The 22,692-nt window shown below is 74.0% G+C and carries 14 protein-coding genes and 1 pseudogene; 3 read left to right on the forward strand and 12 right to left on the reverse strand.

Annotation, left to right across the window (positions count from 1 at the left end; translation table 11 throughout):
• Nucleotides 1-8: 8 nt before the first annotated feature.
• The 3 genes from HN013_RS27715 to eccB all read right to left on the reverse strand — a co-directional run bounded on the left by HN013_RS27715 (nucleotide 9) and on the right by eccB (nucleotide 3,330).
• The gene (locus HN013_RS27715) at nucleotides 9-341 is read right to left on the reverse strand and encodes a WXG100 family type VII secretion target (RefSeq protein ID WP_171170984.1); all 333 of its coding nucleotides are present in this window, start codon (nucleotides 339-341) and stop codon (nucleotides 9-11) included.
• A gap of 170 nt (nucleotides 342-511) precedes the next feature.
• Nucleotides 512-1,771 carry a type VII secretion-associated serine protease mycosin gene (mycP, locus tag HN013_RS27720; RefSeq protein WP_171170987.1) on the reverse strand — a complete coding sequence of 420 codons (1,260 nt, stop codon included), beginning with the start codon at nucleotides 1,769-1,771 and terminating at the stop codon, nucleotides 512-514.
• Between the two features lie 17 nt (nucleotides 1,772-1,788).
• Complete coding sequence (gene eccB, locus HN013_RS27725) at nucleotides 1,789-3,330, reverse strand: type VII secretion protein EccB (RefSeq protein ID WP_171170989.1); 1,542 nt, start codon at nucleotides 3,328-3,330, stop codon at nucleotides 1,789-1,791.
• A gap of 288 nt (nucleotides 3,331-3,618) precedes the next feature.
• On the opposite strand from eccB, the gene eccE reads away from it, so the two are divergent.
• Together eccE and HN013_RS27735 are read left to right on the forward strand one after the other, a co-directional pair.
• Entirely contained in the window at nucleotides 3,619-4,875 is a 1,257-nt protein-coding gene (gene eccE / locus HN013_RS27730; protein ID WP_171170990.1) for a type VII secretion protein EccE, read from the forward strand.
• Nucleotides 4,875-5,699, forward strand: coding sequence for a hypothetical protein (locus tag HN013_RS27735; RefSeq protein WP_171170993.1), 825 nt, complete (start codon nucleotides 4,875-4,877; stop codon nucleotides 5,697-5,699). Before eccE ends, HN013_RS27735 begins: the two co-directional genes overlap by 1 nt.
• Nucleotides 5,700-5,709: 10 nt before the next feature.
• Here HN013_RS27735 and HN013_RS34245 read toward each other — a convergent pair.
• From HN013_RS34245 to HN013_RS27745, 3 genes and pseudogenes are all read right to left on the reverse strand, one after another.
• Nucleotides 5,710-6,120 (reverse strand): annotated as a pseudogene (locus tag HN013_RS34245) (hypothetical protein); the annotation flags it as partial.
• A gap of 43 nt (nucleotides 6,121-6,163) precedes the next feature.
• Nucleotides 6,164-8,398 carry a protein kinase domain-containing protein gene (locus tag HN013_RS27740; protein ID WP_171170994.1) on the reverse strand — a complete coding sequence of 745 codons (2,235 nt, stop codon included), beginning with the start codon at nucleotides 8,396-8,398 and terminating at the stop codon, nucleotides 6,164-6,166.
• A gap of 63 nt (nucleotides 8,399-8,461) precedes the next feature.
• The gene (locus HN013_RS27745) at nucleotides 8,462-9,415 is read right to left on the reverse strand and encodes a serine/threonine protein kinase (RefSeq protein WP_171170996.1); all 954 of its coding nucleotides are present in this window, start codon (nucleotides 9,413-9,415) and stop codon (nucleotides 8,462-8,464) included.
• Between the two features lie 323 nt (nucleotides 9,416-9,738).
• Here HN013_RS27745 and HN013_RS27750 point away from each other — a divergent pair, with 323 nt between their 5' ends.
• On the forward strand, nucleotides 9,739-13,173 hold the full coding sequence (locus HN013_RS27750) for an SCO5717 family growth-regulating ATPase (protein ID WP_312018731.1): 3,435 nt from the start codon (nucleotides 9,739-9,741) through the stop codon (nucleotides 13,171-13,173).
• Nucleotides 13,174-13,305: 132 nt separating this feature from the next.
• Here HN013_RS27750 and HN013_RS27755 read toward each other — a convergent pair whose 3' ends face one another.
• The 6 genes from HN013_RS27755 to infB form a co-directional block, all read right to left on the reverse strand.
• The gene (locus tag HN013_RS27755; protein WP_171170998.1) at nucleotides 13,306-14,253 is read right to left on the reverse strand and encodes a bifunctional riboflavin kinase/FAD synthetase; all 948 of its coding nucleotides are present in this window, start codon (nucleotides 14,251-14,253) and stop codon (nucleotides 13,306-13,308) included.
• A 51-nt stretch (nucleotides 14,254-14,304) separates the two neighbouring features.
• Nucleotides 14,305-18,228 (reverse strand): serine protease, encoded by a 3,924-nt coding sequence (locus tag HN013_RS27760; protein WP_249375481.1) that lies wholly within the window; start codon nucleotides 18,226-18,228, stop codon nucleotides 14,305-14,307.
• Nucleotides 18,229-18,554: 326 nt separating this feature from the next.
• Nucleotides 18,555-19,460, reverse strand: coding sequence for a tRNA pseudouridine(55) synthase TruB (gene truB, locus HN013_RS27765; RefSeq protein ID WP_171171000.1), 906 nt, complete (start codon nucleotides 19,458-19,460; stop codon nucleotides 18,555-18,557).
• The gene (gene rbfA, locus HN013_RS27770; protein ID WP_171171002.1) at nucleotides 19,457-19,912 is read right to left on the reverse strand and encodes a 30S ribosome-binding factor RbfA; all 456 of its coding nucleotides are present in this window, start codon (nucleotides 19,910-19,912) and stop codon (nucleotides 19,457-19,459) included. The genes truB and rbfA overlap by 4 nt, the downstream gene beginning before the upstream one ends.
• A 53-nt stretch (nucleotides 19,913-19,965) precedes the next feature.
• Nucleotides 19,966-20,262, reverse strand: a complete 297-nt coding sequence (locus HN013_RS27775) for a DUF503 domain-containing protein (RefSeq protein ID WP_171171004.1) — start codon at nucleotides 20,260-20,262, stop codon at nucleotides 19,966-19,968.
• Nucleotides 20,263-20,395: 133 nt separating this feature from the next.
• On the reverse strand, nucleotides 20,396-22,692 hold a 2,297-nt coding region (infB, locus tag HN013_RS27780; RefSeq protein WP_212764891.1), incomplete at its 5' end, for a translation initiation factor IF-2.

The raw sequence follows: 22,692 nt of genomic DNA on the forward strand, positions 1-22,692 counted from the left end.
CAGGAGCCCTAGAAACGACTCAGAATGCCGGTGCCGCCGCCCTCACCGACGCCCTTGAAGCTTTGGATGTGCTCAATCTCCTTGTCGGAGAAGCCCTGGCGGCTCGCCTCCATGGCCTCCTTGGTGAAGGAGAGGAGCTCCTTCAGGCGACGGACATCATTGTTCACGCGTGTCTGCAGCTCGTCGTAGGTCCTGGCCGCACCGCCCTGCCAGTGGGACTTGACCTCGTCGGCTGCGCCGACCAGGCGATTGATCCTTCCTTCGAGCTCGTCGTGCATCTTCCCGAGCTCCTTGACCAGGCTACCTAGGTCCTCGTCTTTGACCGTAAGGTCGTCGGCCATTGCGCACCTACCCCCATGAATCGGATGCCCTACGGGAGCCGATCACACGACTCCCCCATGCATCGGACCGAAGTTGTCGTCCGCCACTCTAGCCACTCCCCCGATGGCAACCAACAGGTATGCCACTGCGGTGAGTTCACGCACGCGTGACACGCTCATTGGTTCGCGCATCAACCACGTCGCCGCCGATCCCGCAGGGCCACCGCCGTTCCACTGACGGCCGCGATGAGGACACCCGCCGTTATCAAGGCGTACGTCGCCAGGCGTTCGTCGCGCTCCTGCGGTGTCTCGCCGATGATGAGGGCGGGAGGCTTCGGTACGGCCTGACCGGCGGAGACGGCGCGGTCCGGGGTCGGGGCGTTGATGGGGTGGTCGTCCTCGGTGAGGGCGCGGACGGGGTCGGCGACGCCCCAGCCGACGAAGTTGTCGCGGCCCTTGACGGCTCTTTCGGCGGTCTGCTCGATCTGGGCGACGACCTGATGCTGTTTCCAGTTCGGGTGTTTCGCGCGGAGAAGTGCCGCGATACCGGCGACGTACGGGGCGGAGAAACTCGTGCCGCTGTCGACGCATTGGCCGCCCTTCGGCACGGTGGAGACCATTTCGACACCGGGGGCCGCCACTCCGACGAAATCGCCCGACTGGGAAAAGGCGGCGCGTTCGTTGTTGCGGTCGGAGGCGGCGACGGCCAGCACTCCGGGGTAGGCGGCGGGATAGGTCTTCTTCACCTTGCCCTGGAGTCCGTCGTTGCCGGCGGAGGCCACGATGACGATGTCCTCGTTCAGGGCCTCACGGACGGCGAGAGCCAGGTCCGAGTCGCCGTGCAGCGGCTTGGCGGTGTCCTGGGAGATGTTGATGACGCCGGCGTGCTGACGGACGGCGTGCCGGATGGCGGCGGCGAGGGTCCGCTCGGTGCCGGTGCCCTTCTCGTCGTTCTGGCGGATGGGGATGATCGTGGCCTCGGGGGCGAGTCCGACGAAGGCGGTGCCTTCGCGCGGGCGGGCAGCGATGATGCCGGCCACCTTCGTGCCGTGGCCGACCACGTCGGTGGTGCCGTCGGAGCGGGCGCCCTTCTCCTGAGGGGCGTTCTTGTCCTTCGGCAGCAGGTCGGCGCCGGCGGAGCGGTCCACGGCGCGGGCCAGTTGAGGGTTGGTGTCGTCGACTCCGGTGTCGATGACCGCCACCCGGACGCCCTTGCCCTTGGTGTCCTGCCAGAGCCGGTCGAAGACGACCCGTTGCAGGGCCCACGGCATGCCCGATATCTGTTGCTTCATCGGGAAAGTGCACTCACCGCTGCCGTTCAGGGTCAGGGCGTTCGGGTTCCCGGACCCGGCCCGGGTGTCGGCGGTGGCCGTTCCCGTGCCTACCGTGCCTCCCGCAACAGCCGTGACCAGGACCACGGCCGGCAGCACGGCCGTTCTCAGCACCGTCATCGAACGATCCCCTCCCGTCACGAGCTCTGCGGCTGCTGGGCGCTGTTGACGTCCAGCCGCGGCCCCTTGGGTAGGAAGGCGGACCAGTTGTCCGGCACCGGGACCGGCCTGACCTCCTTGTAGCCGAGCCGGGTCTGGGCCTCGTACGCCTGGTTCGCCCGTTCCTCCGGCGTCTTGGGCTTGCCGTCCTCGCCGATACCGGAACGGCCCGCGCTGCTGTCGTTGTTGGTCTGCACCGCGTAGCGGAGCCCGGTGTCGGTCACCAGGAAGAGGGAGCCGACGCTGGTGGAGGAGCCGTTGATCTGGCGGTACAGCAGGCCGCTGCCGGGAGTGACGTAGGCGCTGGTGGCGCCGTCGAGGATCTGGGCGGGGTAGCTGGAGCCGGCCCAGGTGGTCAGCTTCGTGACGCCCTTGCCGTCCACGCCGTGGAGCACGTTGCAGACCGTACGGACGCCGGTGTTCGCGTCGTTGACCTGGGTGGGGACGAGCTTCGGCCAGTCGTACTGGCCGTAGAACCACTCCTGGGACGAGGTGAAGGACTGCGGTCCGACTTCCTCGGCGCGCGCGTTCTGCCGCAGCACCGCGGTGTCCGGGCTGGTGAGCAGCAGCCGGGCGACGAGGTCGGAGACGGGGGCGACCTGGCCGGGCAGCACCACGTAGTGCTGCATGCCCTTGCCTGCCACGGCCCGGATGACGGTGCCGACCTTGTCGAGCCGGGGGTCGAGGCTGCCGACGCCCGCCGGGGCGCCGATCTTTCCGGGCAGCCGGGGGAAGGTGATGGGGCTGCCCTCGTGCAGGGTGCCCAGCCAGTCCTTGGTGACCTTCTGGGGCTGGGCGCCCTCGCTGAAGAGGGAGCGGCGCAGCACCTGGTCGCGGGGCGGCGGGTTGTCGCCGACGGGCAGGCCGACGAGGTGCTTGGTGCCGCCGGGGTCCACGAGGTAGCGGTCGCCGGTGGGTCCCTCGACGTACAGCGCCTGGCCGTCGTGGAGTTGGCGGCTGCCGCCGACCTTCGCCGCGTCGCGGTCGGCGAAGAGGAAGACGGCCTTCTGCACCGTTCTGCCCTCGCCGCCGGGCTGTTCGCAGACGGCCCAGCTCTTCTCCTTGCCGGCGTCCTTGGCGTCGGGCAGCCGGTCGGGGGCGTACGGGATGCCGAGCGTGGGCCCGCGCTGGATCTTGCCGTTGTCGAGCACCGACTCCTCGACCTTTATCACCGAGGACTTCTCCGGCGTGAGCAGCAGCTTCGCGGAGGAGTAGTTGAGCACCGGGTGCAGGCGCTTGGTCTCGCCGGTCTTCAGAACCACGTACCGGGTCGTGGACTTGCTGCCCACGATGACGTGCGTCCCCGGTTCTGACCAGCCGGCCGGTGCCTTGGGTTTGAAGATGCCCCAGGCGCCGAAGCCCGCCAGGATGAGCGCCCCGACGACGATCCCGGGCAGTACGGCCCGCACCGGGCGCGGCGCGGCCTCGTCGGTTCCCGCCGCCGAGGGCTGCAGGAACGCGGCGACCATCCGCTTCCGCGCGAAGGTGTAGGCGTTGAGCTCGTCCCGCCGTGTTGCCATGTGCCGAGATTCTCCCCCCGTCGCCGGGCTCCGTCCGGGTCCGGTCGCCGGGGCGGCCGCCGGAACCGGCCGGCCCCCTCTGGTCGGACCGTGCCCTCGGTCCGCGTTGTCAGACCGGCCCCCTACTATGCCTGTTGACGATCCGGTTCCGCCGTCCGGGTACGGTCATCGCGCGGGCGCGAGCCCGCGACCGCCGTTCCTGGAGCCGTTCGCAGCGGTTCTTTGCAACGGTTCTTCTCTTTGCGGTGGTTCTCGGGCGGTGCCGACGAGTGTGAAGGGGGTGCGGGTATGGCGTCCGCGGCGCAAGCAGGGCAGGCCACGGTTCTGCGCCGGCGGTCCGGGCCGGGCCGGCTGGGTCCGGTGCGGTTGCAACAGCTCGTGCTTCTGGAAGTGGCGGCGGCGCTGGTGCTCGTGGGGTACGCCGTCGACCCGCTGCTGACCGCGCCCGCCGCCGGAGTGGCCGTCGTCCTCGCGGCGTTGGCGCTCGCCCGGCGCCGGCAGCGTCCCGTACCCGAGTGGCTCGGTGCCGTCCTCGCCCTGCGCCGCCGTACGCGCCGGACCTCGGACGTGATGGCGGCGGACGTCGCGCCCGCGCTGGCCCCGGTCGTCGAGTGCGATCCGGCGCTGCGCACGGAGTCGTTCACCGACCGGGAGGGCCGGTCCATAGGTGTCGTGGGAGACGGCACGTTCGTGACCGTCCTCCTCCAGGTCGAGGCGGTGGACGCGCCGTTGCGGCCGCAGCGCGTCGACAAGGCGCTGCCGCTCGGCCTGTTGCGGGACGCGCTGGACGTCGCGGACGTCCGGCTGGAGTCCGTCCAGGTGGTGCAGAGCGCGCTGCCCTCGCCCGCCCCGCACCTGTCCGCGCAGGCGCTGGCGGCGCGGAACTACGCGTCGCTCCAGGCCCTGACCGGCGCGCCCGCGGCCCGGATGACCTGGGTGGCGCTCAAGCTCGACCCGGAGCTCTGCCCGGAGGCCGTCGCGGCCCGGGGCGGCGGTGTCGACGGTGCCCGGCGGTGCGTCCTGCGCGCGGCCGACCAGTTGGCGAGCCGACTGCGGAGCGCCGGGTTCCGGGCGGCACTGCTCTCGGAGGAGGACCTGACGTCGGCTCTCTCGACCGCCGCGAACATCAACCCGGCCGCCACGGCCCAGGCGAGCCGCGCGGGCACGGGTGCCCGGCGGACGGCCGAGACCTCGCGGACGTGGCGGTGCGACGACCGCTGGCACACCTCCTACTGGGTGGGCCGGTGGCCACAGCTGGGCCCCGGGGCGGCCTCCCTGCCGCAGTTGGCCGCACTGCTCACCTCGCTGCCCGCGCTGTCGACCACGTTCAGCCTGACGCTCGGCCGCGGCCGTACGCAGGGCGGTGGGCACACGCCGACGGTGAGCGGCCACGTGCGGGTGTGCGGCCGCAGCGCCGACGAACTCGGCGAGGTCCGGCGCGAGCTGGAACGGGCGGCGCGCGGGGTGAAGGTCGGGCTCGTCCGGCTGGACCACGAGCAGGTGCCGGGCGTCCTCGCGACCTTGCCCCTGGGAGGGACACGCTGATGGGCCTGCTGTCGAGAACACCCCGAGCCCGACGGAACCCGGCGCCGGCTCCGGCCCCGGCTCCTTCACCCTCGTCGCCGTCGTCGCCGTCGTCGTCATCGGCCGTACGGTCCCCGGACCGCCGCTCGTCGTCCGGCTTCGGGCTCATAGGTCCGCGGCGCGAGCGGCACGAGTTGACGTTCGACCAGTTCGCGGAGCTCGGCCTGCCCGTCGGTGACGACGGCGTGGTCGTCGGTACGGACGCGCAGGGCGCCCCGGCCGTCCTCGGCCTGGTCCGGCCCACCGCGTTCGACGTGGTCCTGGTGGGCGGTGCCTGGACGGCCCAGGTCATCGCGTTGCGCGCGGTGGGAACGGGGGCGCGGGTCGCCGTGGAGAGCGGGCGGCAGCAACTGTGGACGGCGCTGGCGCAGGCCGCCAACACCGGGCAGCAGTCGATCACCCTCCACGACGTGGGCCGCGTGCCGCCGCAGGGGCCGTCGGTGCTCAGCCCGGTGCTCGTCATACGCGACTGCGGCGTACGCCCGCCGCTCGGCCGCGTCCGCTCCGCCCCCTGGCAGCCGGTGCTGACGCTGCTCCCCTACCCCGGTCCCACGACCACCCGTCTGATGTCCCAGGCGGATCTCGTCGGCATCCAACGGGTCGCCCCCGAGGAGGCGATCCAGATCGGCCGGACCATGGGCCTGCCCCGGGAGGACGTCGAGGCGCTCTCCACCCTGCCGGACGGGGTCACCCTGTGGTGCACGCCGGCGTCACGGACGTACGTCACCACACAGCCGACGGACCCTGAGGCGGGGTTGTTGGGGGCGGCGCGCCGGCTGGAGTGAGCCGGGACCGGCCGATGGCATGGATGTCGTGGAGGGTGCGGGCGAGTGCCGCGCCGGGGGCCCGTACGTCCGTCGCGTCGAAGGGGTTGTGCTGTTCGACGGCCTCGTCCGGGGTGGGTCCGGCCAGGAACTCCGTGGCGATCCATGGCCGTCCACCCTCGGTCCACACGCGCCGAGCACCCGGGCGGCCCCGGATCGGTCATGGCCTGCGCGGCCTGCGCCTCGCGGACGAAGTGCTCTGCCAGGTACCGGTCATGCCTCAGTTCGGGGCCTAACTCCTTGACAGCGGCGGTCCGTCCGCCGGCTTCGACGCCCAGGAAGAGCTACTCCATGCCGCCCTCGCCGAGGACCCTCACGAGCCGAGCCGGTAGGACCGATAGGAACCGAGCCGTAGGGCGTCGCCCTGGGCGAGGGGCTTCATGGCGAGAGGCCCTTCAGAAATCGCGGACGGAGAAACGGTTCGGCTATTCGAGCGGGATGGCGCACACCCACTCGCCACTCGTCCAGACGACCCTCCCGGCCCGTTCGTGGGCGGTGAGCGAGCCTGCGACCCGGCCCGGGATGTCCATCGACCAGGCGACCCGATGGCTGCGCAGGTCAATGGCCCGCACCTTGTCGTGCGCGCCGTCGGAGGCCAGCGCGTAGAGGTACTTCTTGCCGACGACCGGGGGCATGTACCGGACGGGCGGGATGTCCTGGAAGGGCGTCTCCCACAGCAGCTTTCCGGTGTCGGCGGCCAGGGCGATGATGGCGCGGGTGCCCTCCGCCACGTAGACGACACCGTCCCGGACCGCCGGTATGCCGTAGGGGCTGGTGTCCGCGGCGACGCTCCCGAAGTCGCGGTTGTCTCCGAACGCCCATGCCCGCTTGCCGTCGGCGCAGGTGACGGCGACCACCATCTCGCTGGCGTAGTAGGCGCGCCGGTCGTCCGTCGCCAGCTGGCCGGTCCCTACGAAGCCCTCGTCGAGCCGGTTCCGCGGGAACGACCACTCCCACTCCTCCCGGCCGTCGGACACCCGGCGGGACTTGACGATGCTCCGGCGGTCCATGTGGAGCGCGCGGGCGTAGATGAAGTGCCCGCCGCGCAGGGTGGCGACCGCGTTGGAAGCCGTCATGCCGGGGATGTAGGAGTCCTTGAACGGCTGGTTCCAGAGCTTCTTGCCGGTCCGGAGGTCGACGGCGAGGAAACTCCAGGGGTTCTTGTCCTCCTGGTTGTTCCCCTTGCGGACGACCAGGTAGAGGACGCCGTCGCGGGCGGTCAGCAGCTCGGCCCCGAGGTTGGACGACGAGAGCTCCGGGAAGGGGCCGGCGACGGTCTTCAGGGCACCGGTGTCCGGTGCGACGGCGTAGAGCTTCAGCCCCATGCTGTCGAGATCTTCGTAAACGTAGGTGTAGACCTGTTCGCCGTCGGTGGTGAACTCGTGGGACTGCTTGACGGCACCGGCCGTCCACCGCTTCCGGCCGGACTTCGCGTCCAGGGCCACCAGCCCCGCACGGCTCTTCACCACGACCTGGTCGCCGACGACGAGGGGCGGCCGGCTGCCGTCGGCGCTCTCCAGCCGGGTCCACCAGACGGCGCGCGAGGGGATGTTGGCCGGGCGGGGGAGGCGGACGGGGGCGGCGGGGGCCGGTGTCCCGGCGTCGTCGCGGTCGCGCCACCACAGCCAGCCTCCGGTGCCGGCGGCCGCCACGACGAGTGCGGATCCGCCGGCGATGCCGAGGAGCCGGCGCCGGGAGATCCCGGCCCGGCCGGCGGCGGGGGTGGTCGGGGCGTCGGCGAACCCCGGGGGTACGGGGAGCCGGTGGGGCTGGAGGCGCCAGACCTCGGTGGCGCGCCGGGCGATCTCGGCGAGGAGATCGTCGGTCAGGGTGTCGGCGAAGTAGGCCGCCTCGCCCTCGGAGGCGCCGAGTTGTGCGGCCAGTTCGTCGGTGCCGGGGCGGCGGGCGGGGTCCTTGTCGAGGCAGCGGGACAGCAGGGGGACGAGAGCCTCGGGCAGGCCGGACAGGTCGGGCGCCGTGTACCGCACCCGGTAGAGGAGGTCGGCGGCCTGGCCGCCGCCGAACGGGCCGTGGCCGGTCGCGGCGAAGAGGAGGACGCCCGCGAGGGCGAACACGTCGCCCGCGGAGGTGTGCTCGACACCCGCCGCCTGCTCGGGCGACATGTAGGCGGGGGTGCCGGCCGCGGTGCCGAGGCTGGTCAGCCGGTCGTCGCCGATCGCCCGCGCGACACCGAAGTCGATGAGCTTCGGGCCGGAGGCGGTGAGGAGGACGTTGGACGGCTTGAGGTCGCGGTGCACGACGTCCGACCGGTGCAGCTGGCCGAGCGCGCGGCACAGCACGGTGCCGAGCGCCCGCACCGTCCGCTCGGGGAGCGGGCCGCACAGCTCCACGGCCTCGTCGAGGGGCGGGCCCAGCACGTACTCGGTGGCGAACCAGGGCAGGGCCGCGAACGGGTCGGCGTCGACGACCCCGGCCCCGTACTCCCCGCCGATCACCCGGGCGGCGTCGGACTCCAGCCGGAACCGGGCGCGGAACGCCTCGTCGGCGGCGAACCGCGGGTGCACGGTCTTGACCGCGACCGTACGGCCGCCCGCGGAGCGGCCCAGGTAGACCGTGCCCATGCCGCCGCCGCCCAGCCGGGCGACGAGCCGGAAGGGGCCGAGCTGCTGCGGGTCGTCGTGGTTCAGGGGCAGAGGCATCAGGTCAGTCCGCGGTGAGTGAGGGGGAGGGTGGGACGGGACGCGCGGGTGCGCCGCGTGTGGCTAGGCGGCCGCCGGTGCCGGTTCCGCGGCGAGGACGTCGGCCGACTGCCGGACGAGGGCGGCGACGACCCGTCCGGGCAGCCAGCCAGGGCCGAGGAGGGCCGCCGCGCGGCTCGGCCCGCCGTCCAGGACGGTGGCCTGCGGCCCGGCCACGGCGGGCGCGGGGCCGAACCCGGCGGGCGCCGGGCCGAAGCCGGTTACGGGACCCGGCAGTTGGTCCAGCAGGTGCTGGACGGGCGGCCGGGCGGCGGCGTCCCGGACGAGGCAGGCGGAGACGACGCCGCGCAGGCCCTCGGGGATCTCGCTGCGCTCGGGGACGGTGTACCCGGTCGCCGCGTACGCCAGGACCGCGCCCAGCGCGAAGACGTCGCCGGACGGCTCGGGCCGCGCCCCGGCGAGCTGTTCGGGGGCCACGGTGCCCGGGGCGAGACCGGCGCCGCCGGTGCCGTCCTGGCCGCCGGGGGCCACCGCGCGCACCGTGCCGAAGCCGGTCAGGCGCGGGCCGTCGGCCGTCAGCAGGACCGCGGCGGGCGACAGGCCGGCGTGGGCCGTCCCCGTCGCGTGCACCGCCGCGAGGGCTTCGGCGAGGGCCGTGCCGAGCGCGCGGACGGTGCGTTCGGGGAGCGGGCCGCCGTGCGCGGCAAGCGCCGCGGGCAGCGGCAGGGCGGGCAGGTAGGGCGAGGTGTACCAGACGAGGGCGCCTTCCGAGCCGACGTCGTCCACGACGGCGGTCCACGGCCCGAACAGCCGCCGGGCGGCGTCCGCTTCCGCGTGGAAGCGGCCCGGGTCCGTGCCCTCCAGGGGCGTGCCGATGAGCACCGTGCGGTCACCGCCCGGGGCCCGCGCGAGGAACCGGTGCTCGGCGGCGGGGACGTCGCCCCCTCGGGCGTCGAGCCGGCCCAGCACGGCATATGGGCCGATCCGTCCGGGATCGCCCCCGCGCAACGGTTCCATTCCGGCCACTCCCCCTCGCTTCGATGACGGATACAGGAGCCTACTCATGCGTCTGCCGGGGCGTGACGGCGGCCGCGACCGGCCGCGACCGGCGGCTCCGGCGGCGCTATCGGACCGTGACCTGCCGTGCCCGGGTGAGGGATCGTGCGGGCCTGCCGCAGTGCTACGGATGACGATTAGTCTTGATGACCGTACGCATGGAGAACCCGACGCCGGGGGCCCGCAGCGTGACATATGGGGGAATCGGGCGGTCGTGTGCCGGAACGGTCCGGTGGCGGCAAGGTGATTCCCCGAAGCGCCGGACCACACCAGCAGGAGGCATTGTGAGCAGCGATCGGAACGAGATCCGCGCGGCCGGGACCACAGGCGGCGAGAACCGGTCCGACGCCGACCACGAGCTGGAGCAGGACCAGGAGCACGAGCACACGGGCGAGTTCACCATCGATTACACGCCGCCCGCCTGGTACGTCCAGACCGCACCGCCCGGCGGGGCGACCCCTCCGCCGGCTGCGCCTCCGGTTCCTCCTGCGCCGGCTTCCTCCGAGCCGACCGGGTTCGAGCCGGCCGCCTCGGTACCGGCCACGTTCGAGCCTGCCGCGTCCGGCGGCCCGGCGCCCGTGGGGGCTTCTGAACCGGCGGAGTCCGGTGCACGGGAGTCCGGGGTGGACGCCGTCGGCGCGCATGCCGTGGGCGGGAAGGACGCTGACGTCCCCTCGGCCGGCGGCGTCGCCGAGGATGCCGTCGGCGCGAGTGCCTCCGAGCCGGAGGACGTCGGGTCGCACGTCCCCGACGACGCCGGGGTCACCGCCGCTCCGGACCCGGCCCTGACACCGGCCCCGGCACCGGCACCGGCCTCGCGGGAGGAGACCGCGACAGCCGGCGGCACGACGCCCTCGACCATGCGGTTGTCGGCCGCGGCGCTGCGGGACGAGCTCACCACACTCGCGCCAAAGGCCGATAACACGGACAAGTCGCCCGCCGATGAGGAGCCTTCGGACACTGTGGACGAGAGCGGCACGCTCCGCAGCGAGGGCACCATGCGGTTCTCCGCGGGCTCGCTGCGCAGCCGCGCGGAGGCGGTGGCGAACGACGCGCCCGCCCCCGGGCCGGCGACGCCGGAGGGTCCGGACGCGCCCAGCACGTCCACCGAGACCTGGGCCCCGCCCTCCGTCCCGCAGGCGTCCCTGCCGCCCCTGCCGCCGGACTTCCGCCCCGCGGACCCCGCCGACGGCAGCGCCTCTCCCGCGCCCTGGTCCCCGCAGGCCCACGGCGCGCCCCCGATGCCCGCCCTGCCTCCGACCGTTCCCCCTGCGGCGGCCCGTCCGGAGGCCGAGGCTGCCCCGGCACCGGCCGCGGATCCCCAGCAGGCGTCCGCGCCCGGCGGGTTCGAGCCCTCGGCGACGGACGCTCCGCGCAACTCCCCCGACGCGGCCGCGCCGTCGGATGACGTCCAGCCGACGCCCCCCGCCCCGGCCTCCGCGTATGGGGCACCGAGCGCTCCCGCCCCCGCTCCGGCTGCCGAAACTCCGGACCGGCAGGGCGACTTCGCGCTGCCCGCCGCCGCACAGCCCACTCCGCCGGTGGCCCCCGCGGCACCCGCGCAGGACGGATACGGCTACCCGTCCCCCGCCGCTCCGGTCCAAGGGACGGCGCACACCGGGCAGTCACCGGCCGCCGGTCACTCCGGACACCCCGGTCACCCCGGCTTCGGCGGGCCCGGCGCCCAGCGCGAGGCGCCCCCGGCTCCCGCGGCTCACACGCCGCCCGCGCCCGTCCCTCCGACCGACCCCAACCAGCCTGTCGCGCAGCCCGGTTACGGGACCGTGGGCGCCGCGCCCGCCGCACCCCAGGGCGGGTACGGCTTCCCGCAGCCCGCCACACCCACTCCGCCTCCCGCTCCCGCCGAGACCCCGGCACCGCACAGCGGCTACGGCTTCCCCCAGCCCGCCGCACCTACTCCGCCTCCCGCTCCCGCTCCCGCCGAGACCCCGGCACCGCACAGCGGCTACGGCTTCCCCCAGCCCGCCGCACCTACTCCGCCTCCCGCTCCCGCTCCCGCCGAGACCCCGGCGCCGCAAGGCGGCTACGGGTTCCCGCACCCCGCTGCCTCCGCACCCACCACGGCCCACGACGAAGCATCCGCGCCCGCGCAGCAGAGCGGTTACGGTTTCCCGCAGCCCGCCGCACCCGCCCCGGCTCCTGCCCCCGCTCCCACACCCGCTCCCGCCGAGACCCCGGCACCGCACAGCGGCTACGGCTTCCCCCAGCCCACCACGGGCCACGACGAAGCGCCCGCGCCCGCCGCGCCCGCACCGCAGAGTGGCTACGGCTTCCCGCAGCCTGCGGCACCCGCCCCAGTACCCGCCCCCGCGGCCACCCCTCCCCACGGCTACGGCTACCCGCGCCCGGAGGCCCCGGCCGCCGCGCAGGCCCCCGCGGCCCCCGGCCCGTACGCACCGCAGGCCGGCCCGGCCGCGCCCGTGCCCGGTCCGGCCGGGACGGACGGCTTCGCCGCGCCCGCCCACCACCAAACCCACCCGACCCCGCCCGCCGACGCCGCGCCCGCCGCCCCGGTCGACCCCCGCACCGGCGGCTGGCCGACGGTGACGCCGGAGCAGCGCCAGCGTTCCGTGCACGGGGCGCCGCTCGGTTACACGGCCGCGGTGGAGCTGTCCTCGGAGCGGCTGCTCAAGAGCAAGCCGAAGCCGAAGAAGCAGAGTTCCGGCCGGTTCAAGTTCGGTGGCAAGAAGGAGGAGGCGGAGCGGCAGCGCAAGCTGGAGCTGATCCGTACGCCCGTGCTCTCCTGCTACCGCATCGCGGTCATCAGCCTCAAGGGCGGCGTCGGCAAGACCACGACGACGACCGCGCTCGGGGCCACCCTCGCGAGCGAGCGCCAGGACAAGATCCTGGCCATCGACGCCAACCCGGACGCCGGTACCCTCGGCCGCCGGGTGCGCCGCGAGACGGGTGCCACCATCCGTGACCTCGTGCAGGCCATCCCGGGCCTCAACAGCTATATGGACATCCGCCGTTACACCTCGCAGGCGCCGTCCGGCCTGGAGATCATCGCCAACGACGTGGACCCGGCGGTCTCGACGACCTTCAACGACGAGGACTACCGGCGGGCGATAGACGTCCTGGGACGGCAGTACCCGATCATCCTCACCGACTCGGGCACGGGTCTGCTCTACAGCGCCATGCGCGGCGTGCTCGACCTGGCGGACCAGTTGATCATCGTCTCCACCCCGTCGGTCGACGGCGCGAGCAGTGCGAGCACGACGCTCGACTGGCTGGCGGCGCACGGGTACGGAGAGCTCGTCGGGCGCAGCATCACCGTCATCTCGGGGGTCCGCGAGACCGGCAAGATGATCAAGGTGGAGGACATCGTGTCCCACTTCGAGACCCGCTGCCGGGGCGTCGTGGTCGTGCCGTTCGACGAGCACCTGGCGGCGGGCGCGGAGCTGGATCTGGAGATGATGCGGCCGAAGACGCGTGAGGCGTACTTCACCCTCTCCGCGATGGTGGCGGAGGACTTCGTGCGGGCTCAGCAGCAGCAGGGGCTCTGGGGGACGAGTGGGCAGCCGCCGCAGCAGATGGCGCCTCAGGCGCCTGTTCCGGGGGTGCAGCAGCCCGTGCCGGGGGCGCAGCCGGGTCAGGGGGCACCCGCTCCGTACTACCCCTACGGGGACCAGCAGCCGCAGCCTCAGGCTCAGCCCGGGCAGTACCCGCCGCCGCAGCAGGGCTGGCAGCAGCAGTGACGTCGGAGGGGCCGGGGGGGGTTCTGCCCCGGCCCCTCCCCCAGAGGGGGCACCCCCATTTCACCGTTTCCCGGGCCCTGCCCCGGACCCCGTGAAAGCGGCTTCGCCGCTTGTCCTCAAACGCCGGACGGGCTACTGGTGCGCCCCCACCAGATCCCGCGCCCGCTTCACGTCATCCGCCATGCGCTCCAGCAGCGCCTCGATCGTGTCGAACTTCTCCATGCCGCGCAGATAGGCGAGGAAGTCCACGGCGGCGTGCAGCCCGTAGAGATCGAGGTCGACGCGGTCGATGGCATACGCCTCCACCGTCCGTTCCGTCGCGTCGAACTGCACGTTGGTGCCAACGGAGATGGCGGCGGGCATGGACTCGCCGTCGATGACGAGCCAGCCGGCGTAGACGCCGTCGGCGGGGATGGCGGTGTGCGGGAGGGTCTCGATGTTGGCGGTGGGGAAGCCGAGCTCGCGGCCGCGCTGGGCCCCGCGGACGACGATGCCCTCGACGCGGTGCGGGTGGCCGAGGATCTCCATGGCGCCGGCCACGTCGCCCTCGGCGACGAGGCGGCGGGTCAGGGTGGAGGAGAAGGGGAGCCCGCCGCCGGCCTCGCCGGTGAGCTTGAGGTCGATGACCTCGACGCCGTAGTCGTAGGTGGAGCCGAGCTCCTCCAGCAGGGCGACGTTGCCGGCGGCGCGGTGGCCGAAGCGGAAGTTGGGGCCCTCGACGACGAGCCGCGCGTGCAGCTTGTCGACGAGGACCTTCACCACGAAGTCGGCCGGTGACAGCTTGGAGAACTCCGCCGTGAAGGGCAGGACCAGGACCGCGTCGACGCCGAGGTCCGCGATCAGCTCCGCGCGCCGGTGGTGCGGCGCCAGCAGCGGCGGGTGGCTGCCGGGGCGGACGACCTCGCTGGGGTGCGGGTCGAAGGTCACCACGACCGACGGCACGCCGAGTTCGCGCGCCCGCTCCACCGCACGGCCGATGATCAGCTGGTGTCCGCGGTGGACACCGTCGTACGAGCCGATGGTGACGACGCTGCGCCCCCAGTCCTGGGGGATGTCCTCCAAGCCACGCCAGCGTTGCACTGTGCCCGCTCCTCGCCCGAACCCGAACTCTTGTCTGTCGATTACGCAGGTCTAAGAGTGCCATGCCGGTTGCCGGCGGTCCGCATCGGCCGGTGCCCCCGGCCCGTCCGCCCCGCCCCCCGCGGTCAGCCGGATCCGGGCGCCGGGACCGACCAGCGGTGCCCACTGGGCGGGAGCCGTGCGCAGCCAGCGGCGCACCCGGGCGCCGAAGGCGGGGATCTCCCGGGCCAGCTGGACCAGGCGGCGGTCGAAGCAGGCGGCGCCCTCGGCGGTGCGGACCATCAGCTGCCCGGTCAGGAGCACGAGGTCGCGCGTGCGCGCCTCGGCGCGCTCGGAGGCGCACTCGGCCACGGCGCGCAACAGCGCGTCGAGGACGGTGCCGCCCCGCTCGTACGGCTCCTGCTGCTCGCGCTCCAGGAGGACGTCGAGCAGTTCGCGCCGCAGTCCCCGGGAGGCCGCCGTCCCGGGAGCGGCGAGCACCGGGACGAGGGCGCGGCGGACCTGGGCGGGGCGGGTCCGCAGCAGGTGCGTCACCAGCGGGAAGAGGACGGCGCGGGCCGACGGGCCGTCCTCCAGCCGCCGGTCGACGAAGGCCGCCACGTGCGGCGCGCTCTCCGGCCGGTGCTCGACGTGCTCGCGGACCAGGGAGGCCGCGCGGCGGGCCAGGGCCGGGTTGCCGACCTCGGCGAGGATCCGCAGGACGTCCGCCGGGCCGTCCCCCGGCTGGTAGAGGCGGGCCCGGAAGGCGCCGAGCACGGGCTCGGGGTGGGTGGTGAGGGCCGCGGCCAGGGCGCTGGCCGGCACCTGCGGGTCGCCGGCGGAGAACCGGGCGACGGCCTCCGGCAGATGCTTGGCGCGGGTCAGCGGATCGCGGACGAGGACAGCGAGCGCGGTGCCGTGCAGGGCGCCCTCGGCGGGCCGGGAGAGCAGCGCCAGGGCGGAGTAGCGCAGCAGCTCGCGGTCGGCCTCGGTGGTGACGTGCGGCACGGCCTTGAGCCCGTACGCGGCGGCGGCGACGTGCAGTTCGACGCGGTCGTCGTGCGCCCAGCGGTCGACGGCGCGGCACAAGGCGGACGGCTCGTCCTCGGCCAGGGCGGCCAGCAGTTCGTCGGCCCTGGGGTGGGCGGCGCCCACGAGCGCGTCGGTGAGGTCGTCCACGGCGCGCTTGCGGTGGGTGTGGAGCAGCGCCTGGGCGGCCGTGGCGACGGTGGGGGCCGCGAACTCGCCGTCGCCGTCCGCCGGGGTCAGCAGCGGGTGGTCGTCGTCGAACCAGCGGCAGATGAGGGACTGGGCGGTGGACGGGTTGTCCCCGAGCAGCGCGGCCGTCGCCGGGAGGAAGCGGTCCGTCGGGAACGGCTGGGGCGCTCCGCCGGCCGCGCCGGGCGGTGGCCCGTCGGCGGGGACGAGCAGTCGCAGCAGGTCGAGGCGGTCGGCGAGGCCGAGGCGCAGCTGGAGCCAGAACGGCGGGCCGAACCGGGTGAGGCCGCCGAGGACGTGGGTCGCGGTGCTGTCGAAGCCGCCGGCCGCGCGCGAGCAGGCGGCGACCCGCTCGGCGAGCAGCCGCAGGACGGGGAGCTGGGAGGCGGCGTCGGGGAGCCGCAGCAGGGCCTCGGCGAGCAGGTGGGCGGCCCACCAGGCGGGGTCGGTGAGGGCCCGCGGGCGTCCGTCGGCGGCCCCCGCGCCCCCATTCGCCGCCGCACACTCGTCCGCCGCCGCACCCCCGCCCGCCCCCGCGCCCCCATCCGCCCCCACGTCTCCGTTCGCCGCCGGGGCGCCCTCGCGGCCGGACAGCGTCTCCACCGCGTGCACGAGGGCGGTCAGCCGGCGGGAGAGCTCCTTGGGGCCCGAGCGGCGGGCGAGCAGGAGGAGGGCCTGGAGGACCGGGCCGATGCGGTGCCGCGGAACAGGCAGCAGCGTGGGCTGCTCCTGCTGCTCCCCGCCGCCGCGCCGGCCCCGGCGTCTGGTCGGGCCGCGGGAGCCGGGCGGGGGCGGCACATGGCCCTCGGGCGCCCGGGCGGGGCCGCCGCCCCGGCGGGGAGGGAGCCGGACGGCCGCCTCGGCGGGCGGGCCCTCCGGTTCGTACCAGCGGTGGACGAGGGCGTGGAGGGCGGCGTCCAGGTCGAGGTGGGTGCCGTGCAGCCAGTCGGCGAACTCCTCGTGGGCGAAGCGGTAGCCGCTGCCCGCCGGGACGAGCAGGCCCTCGGTGAGCACGGCGGAGGCCCAGCCGGTGCGCCAGGGGAAGAGCTGCTCGAACGTTTCGCGCTCCAGCTCGCCCTGGCCGGGACCGAGGCACTGCCGGGCGGCCTCGTGGACCTGCCCGGCCACCTTGGCGGCGAGCCTGCGGACGGCCGTGCCGCGCAGCGGTGGCCGGCGGGCGGCGGCGAGGCGCACGGCGATCCGCAGGCAGACGAGGTCGAGGTAGGCGGCGAAGACGTCCCACCGGTCGGGGGCGGTGTCGCCCTCCGACCGGTCCGCCCCGTCCGGCAGGGCGGCGCGGACCTCGGCGAGGAGCCGGAGGGCGAGCGGATGGCCGCCGTCCGGGACGGCGAGGGCGCCCGCGGGGATGCCGTACGAGACGCGGGCGCGCTCCGCGAGCTCGGGGGTGAGGCCGGTCAGCCGGACGCACGCGGGCAGCGCCGCCGGGGGCGCGGCGGTGAGGGCCGGGGCGCCGGAGACCAGGGCCGTGGCCGGTGAGTGGAGGGCGGCCGGCGGGAAGAGGGCACCGGCCGTCTCCCAGTGCTCGGGACGGCAGGCGACGACCAGCCGGCTGCCGGTCCGCTCCAGCCAGCGGGCCGTCGCCGCGGTCCAGGCGGGCAGCGCGTGGGCGAGCAGGGGCGGCATCTCCTCGGGCCCGTCGAGGAGGACGAGCAGGGGCCGGCCGACGCGGTGGGCGAGCCGGGCGACGGCCTCGGGGGTGGCCGCCGAGGTGTCGCCGACCGTGCCCGCGGCGCCCGCCGAGGCGGTGACGATCCGGCCGGCGGCCTTCAGCGCCCGGGCGATGGCGTCCCGGACGCTCTCGTCGTCGGCGCGCAGGTCGGCGCCGCGCAGCCAGAGCGTCGGCGCGGGCTCCGCGCCGCGGGAGCGCCGGGCGGCGAGGGCGCCCAGTTCGGTGGTGCGGCCGGTGCCCGGCTCGCCGACCAGGCCGAGGACGTAGGGCCCGGCCGGGGTGCCGTCCTCCCCGGCCCGGGTCAGGACCCGGGCGCCGGCCGCCCCGCCGGCCAGGAAGCAGCTGAACTCCCGTACGGTCTCGGGCCGTTCGACGGGATCCCGCCAGGTGCGGGGGGTGACCACGGAGCCCAGGGAGGTGCCGGTGAGCTGGAGGGCGCCCGCGAGGTTGAGGTCGCGGCCGTAGGCAGGGACGGTCGCGGCGTTCCGGTCCAGGAGCGCGGCGAGTGGGCCGTCCGGGTCGGCGGCGGCGGTGGCCCGGAGCGGGATCGCGTAGCCGCCGGCCCGGCGCTCGGCGTGGAGCGCGGTACCGAGGACGCCGAGCACGGCTCCGGTGTCGGCGTCCAGCACGGGACCGCCGGTGGCCTCCTCCCCCAGCCGCAGCGGCGTCCGCTCGGGGAGGGAGAGTTCCAGCGCGGTGCGGAGCAGGTGGAAGCGGTCGGTGGCGGTGTACGTCACCACGGGTTCGCCGACGATCGCGGCGTCGTGCCAGCGGCCGGCCCGCAGCCGGACCCGGGTGCCGTCCTCGATGTCCTCCGTCGCGGCGACGGCCAGCGGCGGCAGGTCCAGCCCCTCGGTCCTGACCAGGGCGAGGTCGCACTCGGGCAGCGGGGTGACGGCGTCCGCGCCGACGACGACGGTGCGGTCGCCCGCGGCGTGCAGCACCAGGCAGGCGAGGCCGTCGACCGCCTCGTGGCTGGTGATCAGGGTGGACCGGTCGTCGACCGGGAAGCCCGTGCCGCGCCGCCGCCCGGCGAGGTCCCTGATGCGCACCAAGGACTCGTCCGCATCGGTCCGCCGACCGCTCATCCGCCGAACCTCCCAGCGTGACCGTACGTCCGTACGCCCGTACGTTCCGACGGTAGGCAGGTGTTGATCGGCGGGACAGATCGCGAGCCGAACGCGCCCCCTTGCACCCCCCTCGTTCACTCCGAGCGCCTGCCCGTTGGGGTGAATCGTGCGTATCAGATGGATAGAGAAGGAGGGAGGGGGGTCGTGGGGCGGGGAGCGCGGTGACGCGGTCCCCGCCCCACGGTGTTCCGGGGCTGCTCCGGGCCGTCCCCGGCCGCGGACCAGGCACGGATCGGAAGCGCGGATCAGGAGCGTGGGCCAGGAGCGCGGATCAGGAGCGTGGATCAGCCGAAGACGGCGAGGCTCTTCGCCCGTCCGCCCTGGTTCTCCACCAGGGCGAGGAAGGCACCGTCCGGCCCGAAGACGGCGACCGGTCCGGTGGTGTCGAAGAGCGGCATCCGGACCCGGACGCCGTTGCCGAGCAGCTTCGCCTGCTCCTCGGTCACGTCCCAGCGCCGGAAGGCGGCCGCGACCGCGTCCGCGACGGGCATCACGGTCAGCTCCTCCTGGAGCTGGTCGAGCGTGCGCGCCTCGCCGATCCCGTAGGGGCCGACGCGGGTGCGCCGCAGCGCCGTGAGGTGGCCGCCGACGCCGGTGTCCGCGCCCAGGTCGCGCGCGAGGGCGCGGACGTAGGTGCCGGACGAGCAGACGACGGAGACCAGCAGGTCCTGCACCGGGGTGCCGTCGGCGGCCTCGGCCGGGTGCACGCCGTGCACGGTGAACGACGAGACCGTCACCGGGCGGGCGGGGATCTCGAAGTCCTCGCCCTCGCGCGCCCGCTTGTACGAGCGCTTGCCGTCTATCTTGATCGCGCTGACCTTGGACGGAACCTGCATGATGGCCCCGGTCAGCTTGGCCACGCCCGCGTCGATCGCCTCGCGGGTGACCCCGGAGGCGTCGGCCGACGAGGTGATCTCGCCCTCGGCGTCGTCCGTCACGGTGTTCTGGCCGAGCCGGATGGTGGCCACGTACTCCTTCTCGGTCAGCGCGAGGTGACCGAGCAGCTTGGTGGCCCGCTCGACGCCGAGGACGAGCACACCGGTCGCCATCGGGTCGAGCGTCCCGGCGTGCCCGACGCGCCGGGTCCTCGCCATGCCGCGCATCTTGGCGACGACGTCGTGCGAGGTGAAGCCGGCGGGCTTGTCGACGATGACCAGCCCGTCGGGGCCGGGCGGTGTCTTGCGCTTCATGCGGAGGTCGCGTCCCCGCTCTCGTCCTCGTCGCCCGGCTTGCGGTACGGGTCCGCCTCGCCGGCGAAGTCCTTGCCCGAGGCCTCCTGGCGCACCTTGGCGTCCAGGTTGCGGGCCCGGTCGAGGAGGTCCTCGATGGTCCGGGCGTTCTCCGGCAGGGCGTCCGGGACGAAGGTCAGGGTGGGCGTGAACTTGATGCCCGCCGCCTTCCCGACCGCCGAGCGGAGCATGCCCTTGGCGCTCTCCAGTCCGGCGGCAGCGCCGGCGCGCTCCTCGTCGTCGCCGTAGACCGTGTAGAAGACCGTCGCCTCCCGCAGGTCGCCGGTGACCCGGGTGTCCGTGATGGTCACGTGCGTGCCGAGCCGGGGATCCTTGATCCCGCGCTGCAGCTTCTGGGCGACCACCTCCCGGATGAGGTCCGCCAGCTTCTTAGCCCGCGCATTGTCGGCCACTGGTCCGTCTCCTTCTTGATTTCCGCCGTTGTGCTGTGGACGACCCGACGAGCTCAGTCGTCATGGTCACCGTGGAACCGCCGCCGTACGGAGAGCAGCTCCACCTCGGGCCGTGCGGCGACCCAGCGCTCGCAACGGTCCAATATGTCGATGAGGTGCTCCGTGTCCCCGGAGACCACCGCCAGGCCGATCCTGGCCCTGCGGTAGAGGTCCTGGTCGCCGACCTCCGCCACGCTCACCGCGAATTTGCGGTGCAGCTCGGCGACGATCGGGCGGACGACGGAGCGCTTCTCCTTCAGCGACCGTACGTCGCCGAGGAGCAGGTCGAAGGACAGCGTCCCTACATACATGCGTGACGGGTGAGGCCCACCCGGGAGGCGTGAGATTCATGTGCTGTACGACTCTTCGAACCGTACACGCAACGGCCGGGGCCGATCGACGGAAATACGCTCCGCCGACCGGCCCCGGGGCGATCTACAGGGTTCAGCCTCGCGGCTTCTCCCGCATCTCGTAGGTCGCGATGACGTCGTCGATCTTGATGTCGTTGAAGTTTCCGAGGTTGATACCGCCCTCGAAGCCTTCGCGGATCTCGGTGACGTCGTCCTTGAAGCGACGCAGACCGACGATGTTGAGCTCCTCCGCGATGACCTTGCCGTCGCGGATGAGGCGCGCCTTGGTGTTGCGCTTGACCTCGCCGGAGCGGATGAGGACACCCGCGATGTTGCCCAGCTTGGACGAGCGGAAGATCTCGCGGATCTCCGCCGTACCGAGCTCGACCTCTTCGTACTCCGGCTTCAGCATGCCCTTGAGGGCCGCCTCGATCTCCTCGATCGCCTGGTAGATGACCGAGTAGTACCGGACGTCCACGCCTTCGCGCTCGGCCATCTGGGTGGCACGGCCCTCGGCACGGACGTTGAAGCCGATGACGATCGCGTCGGAGCCGGACGCCAGGTTGATGTCGGACTCGGTGACCGCACCCACGCCGCGGTGCAGCACGCGGATGTCGACCTCCTCGCCCACATCGAGCTGGAGCAGCGAGGACTCGAGAGCCTCGACCGAACCGGACGCGTCGCCCTTGATGATGAGGTTGAGCTGCTGGATCTCGCCGGCCTTGAGCACCTTGTCGAGGTCCTCGAGGGACACCCGGCGGGTGCGCTTGGCGAAGGCGGCGTTGCGCTCGCGCGCGGCGCGCTTCTCGGCGATCTGGCGGGCCGTGCGGTCCTCGTCGACAACCAGGAAGTTGTCGCCGGCGCCCGGGACGTTGGTCAGACCGAGGACGAGGACCGGGGTCGACGGACCCGCCTCCTCCACGTTCTGGCCCTTGTCGTCGAGCATGGCCCGCACGCGGCCGTAGGCGTCGCCCGCGACCATCGTGTCGCCGACGCGGAGGGTACCGCGCTGGACGAGGACGGTGGCCACGGCGCCGCGGCCGCGGTCGAGGTGGGCCTCGATCGCGATGCCCTGCGCGTCCTGCTCCGCGTTGGCGCGCAGGTCGAGCGCGGCGTCGGCGGTGAGGACGACGGCCTCGAGCAGCTTGTCGATGTTCAGACCCTGCTTGGCGGAGATGTCGACGAACATCGTGTCGCCGCCGTACTCCTCGGCCACCAGGCCGAACTCGGTCAGCTGACCGCGCACCTTGGTCGGGTCCGCGCCCTCGACGTCGATCTTGTTGACCGCGACCACGATCGGCACGTCGGCCGCCTTGGCGTGGTTCAGGGCCTCGATCGTCTGCGGCATGACACCGTCGTTGGCCGCCACCACGAGGATCGCGATGTCGGTCGACTTCGCACCGCGGGCACGCATGGCGGTGAACGCCTCGTGACCCGGGGTGTCGATGAAGGTGATCCGGCGCTCTTCCTCGTTGACCTCGGTCGCGACCTGGTAGGCACCGATGTGCTGGGTGATGCCACCGGCCTCGCCCGCGACCACGTTGGTCTTGCGGATCGCGTCGAGGAGGCGCGTCTTGCCGTGGTCGACGTGACCCATGACGGTCACGACCGGCGGACGCGCGACGAGCATTTCCTCGCCGCCCTCGTTCTCACCGAACTCGATGTCGAACGACTCGAGGAGCTCGCGGTCCTCCTCCTCGGGGCTGACGATCTGAACCGTGTAGTTCATCTCGCCGCCGAGGAGCTGCAGCGTCTCGTCGGAGACGGACTGCGTGGCCGTGACCATCTCGCCGAGGTTCATCATCACGGCGACGAGCGACGCCGGGTTGGCGTTGATCTTCTCCGCGAAGTCGGTGAGGGAGGCACCGCGCGACAGGCGAATGGTCTCGCCGTTGCCGCGGGGCAGCATCACGCCGCCCACCGACGGGGCCTGCATGGCCTCGTACTCCTGGCGCCGCTGACGCTTGGACTTGCGGCCACGACGGGCCGGACCGCCGGGACGGCCGAAGGCACCCTGCGTGCCACCGCGGGCACCGGGACCGCCGGGACGGCCACCGAAGCCGGGACGGCCGCCGAAGCCACCGCCGCCGCCACCGGGACCACCGCCGCCGGGACGGCCGGCGAAGCCGCCGCCGCCACCCGGACGACCGCCGCCGCCAGGACCGGCCGGACGGCCGGCGAAGCCGCCGCCGGGACGGCCGGCACCACCGGGACGACCGGCGCCACCGGGACCACGGCCACCGCCGCCGCCGGGGCCCGGACGCGGGCCGGCGGCCGGACGCTGCGGCATCATGCCGGGGTTCGGACGGTTGCCCGCCGGGCCGGGACGCGGGGCGCCACCGGGAGCCTGCGGACGGGGCATGCCGCCGGGCGTCGGGCGGGGACCGCCCT

Source organism: Streptomyces sp. I05A-00742 (assembly GCF_013055795.1).
Taxonomy (GTDB): domain Bacteria; phylum Actinomycetota; class Actinomycetes; order Streptomycetales; family Streptomycetaceae; genus Streptomyces.

Bases quoted from the DNA above. Each gene is read 5' to 3' on its own strand.
- HN013_RS27715 (WP_171170984.1), bottom strand. From the start codon at position 341: ATGGCCGACGACCTTACGGTCAAAGACGAGGACCTAGGTAGCCTGGTC.
- mycP (WP_171170987.1), bottom strand. From the start codon at position 1,771: ATGACGGTGCTGAGAACGGCCGTGCTGCCGGCCGTGGTCCTGGTCACG.
- eccB (WP_171170989.1), bottom strand. From the start codon at position 3,330: ATGGCAACACGGCGGGACGAGCTCAACGCCTACACCTTCGCGCGGAAG.
- eccE (WP_171170990.1), top strand. From the start codon at position 3,619: ATGGCGTCCGCGGCGCAAGCAGGGCAGGCCACGGTTCTGCGCCGGCGG.
- HN013_RS27735 (WP_171170993.1), top strand. From the start codon at position 4,875: ATGGGCCTGCTGTCGAGAACACCCCGAGCCCGACGGAACCCGGCGCCG.
- HN013_RS27740 (WP_171170994.1), bottom strand. From the start codon at position 8,398: ATGCCTCTGCCCCTGAACCACGACGACCCGCAGCAGCTCGGCCCCTTC.
- HN013_RS27745 (WP_171170996.1), bottom strand. From the start codon at position 9,415: ATGGAACCGTTGCGCGGGGGCGATCCCGGACGGATCGGCCCATATGCC.
- HN013_RS27760 (WP_249375481.1), bottom strand. From the start codon at position 18,228: ATGAGCGGTCGGCGGACCGATGCGGACGAGTCCTTGGTGCGCATCAGG.
- truB (WP_171171000.1), bottom strand. From the start codon at position 19,460: ATGAAGCGCAAGACACCGCCCGGCCCCGACGGGCTGGTCATCGTCGAC.
- HN013_RS27775 (WP_171171004.1), bottom strand. From the start codon at position 20,262: ATGTATGTAGGGACGCTGTCCTTCGACCTGCTCCTCGGCGACGTACGG.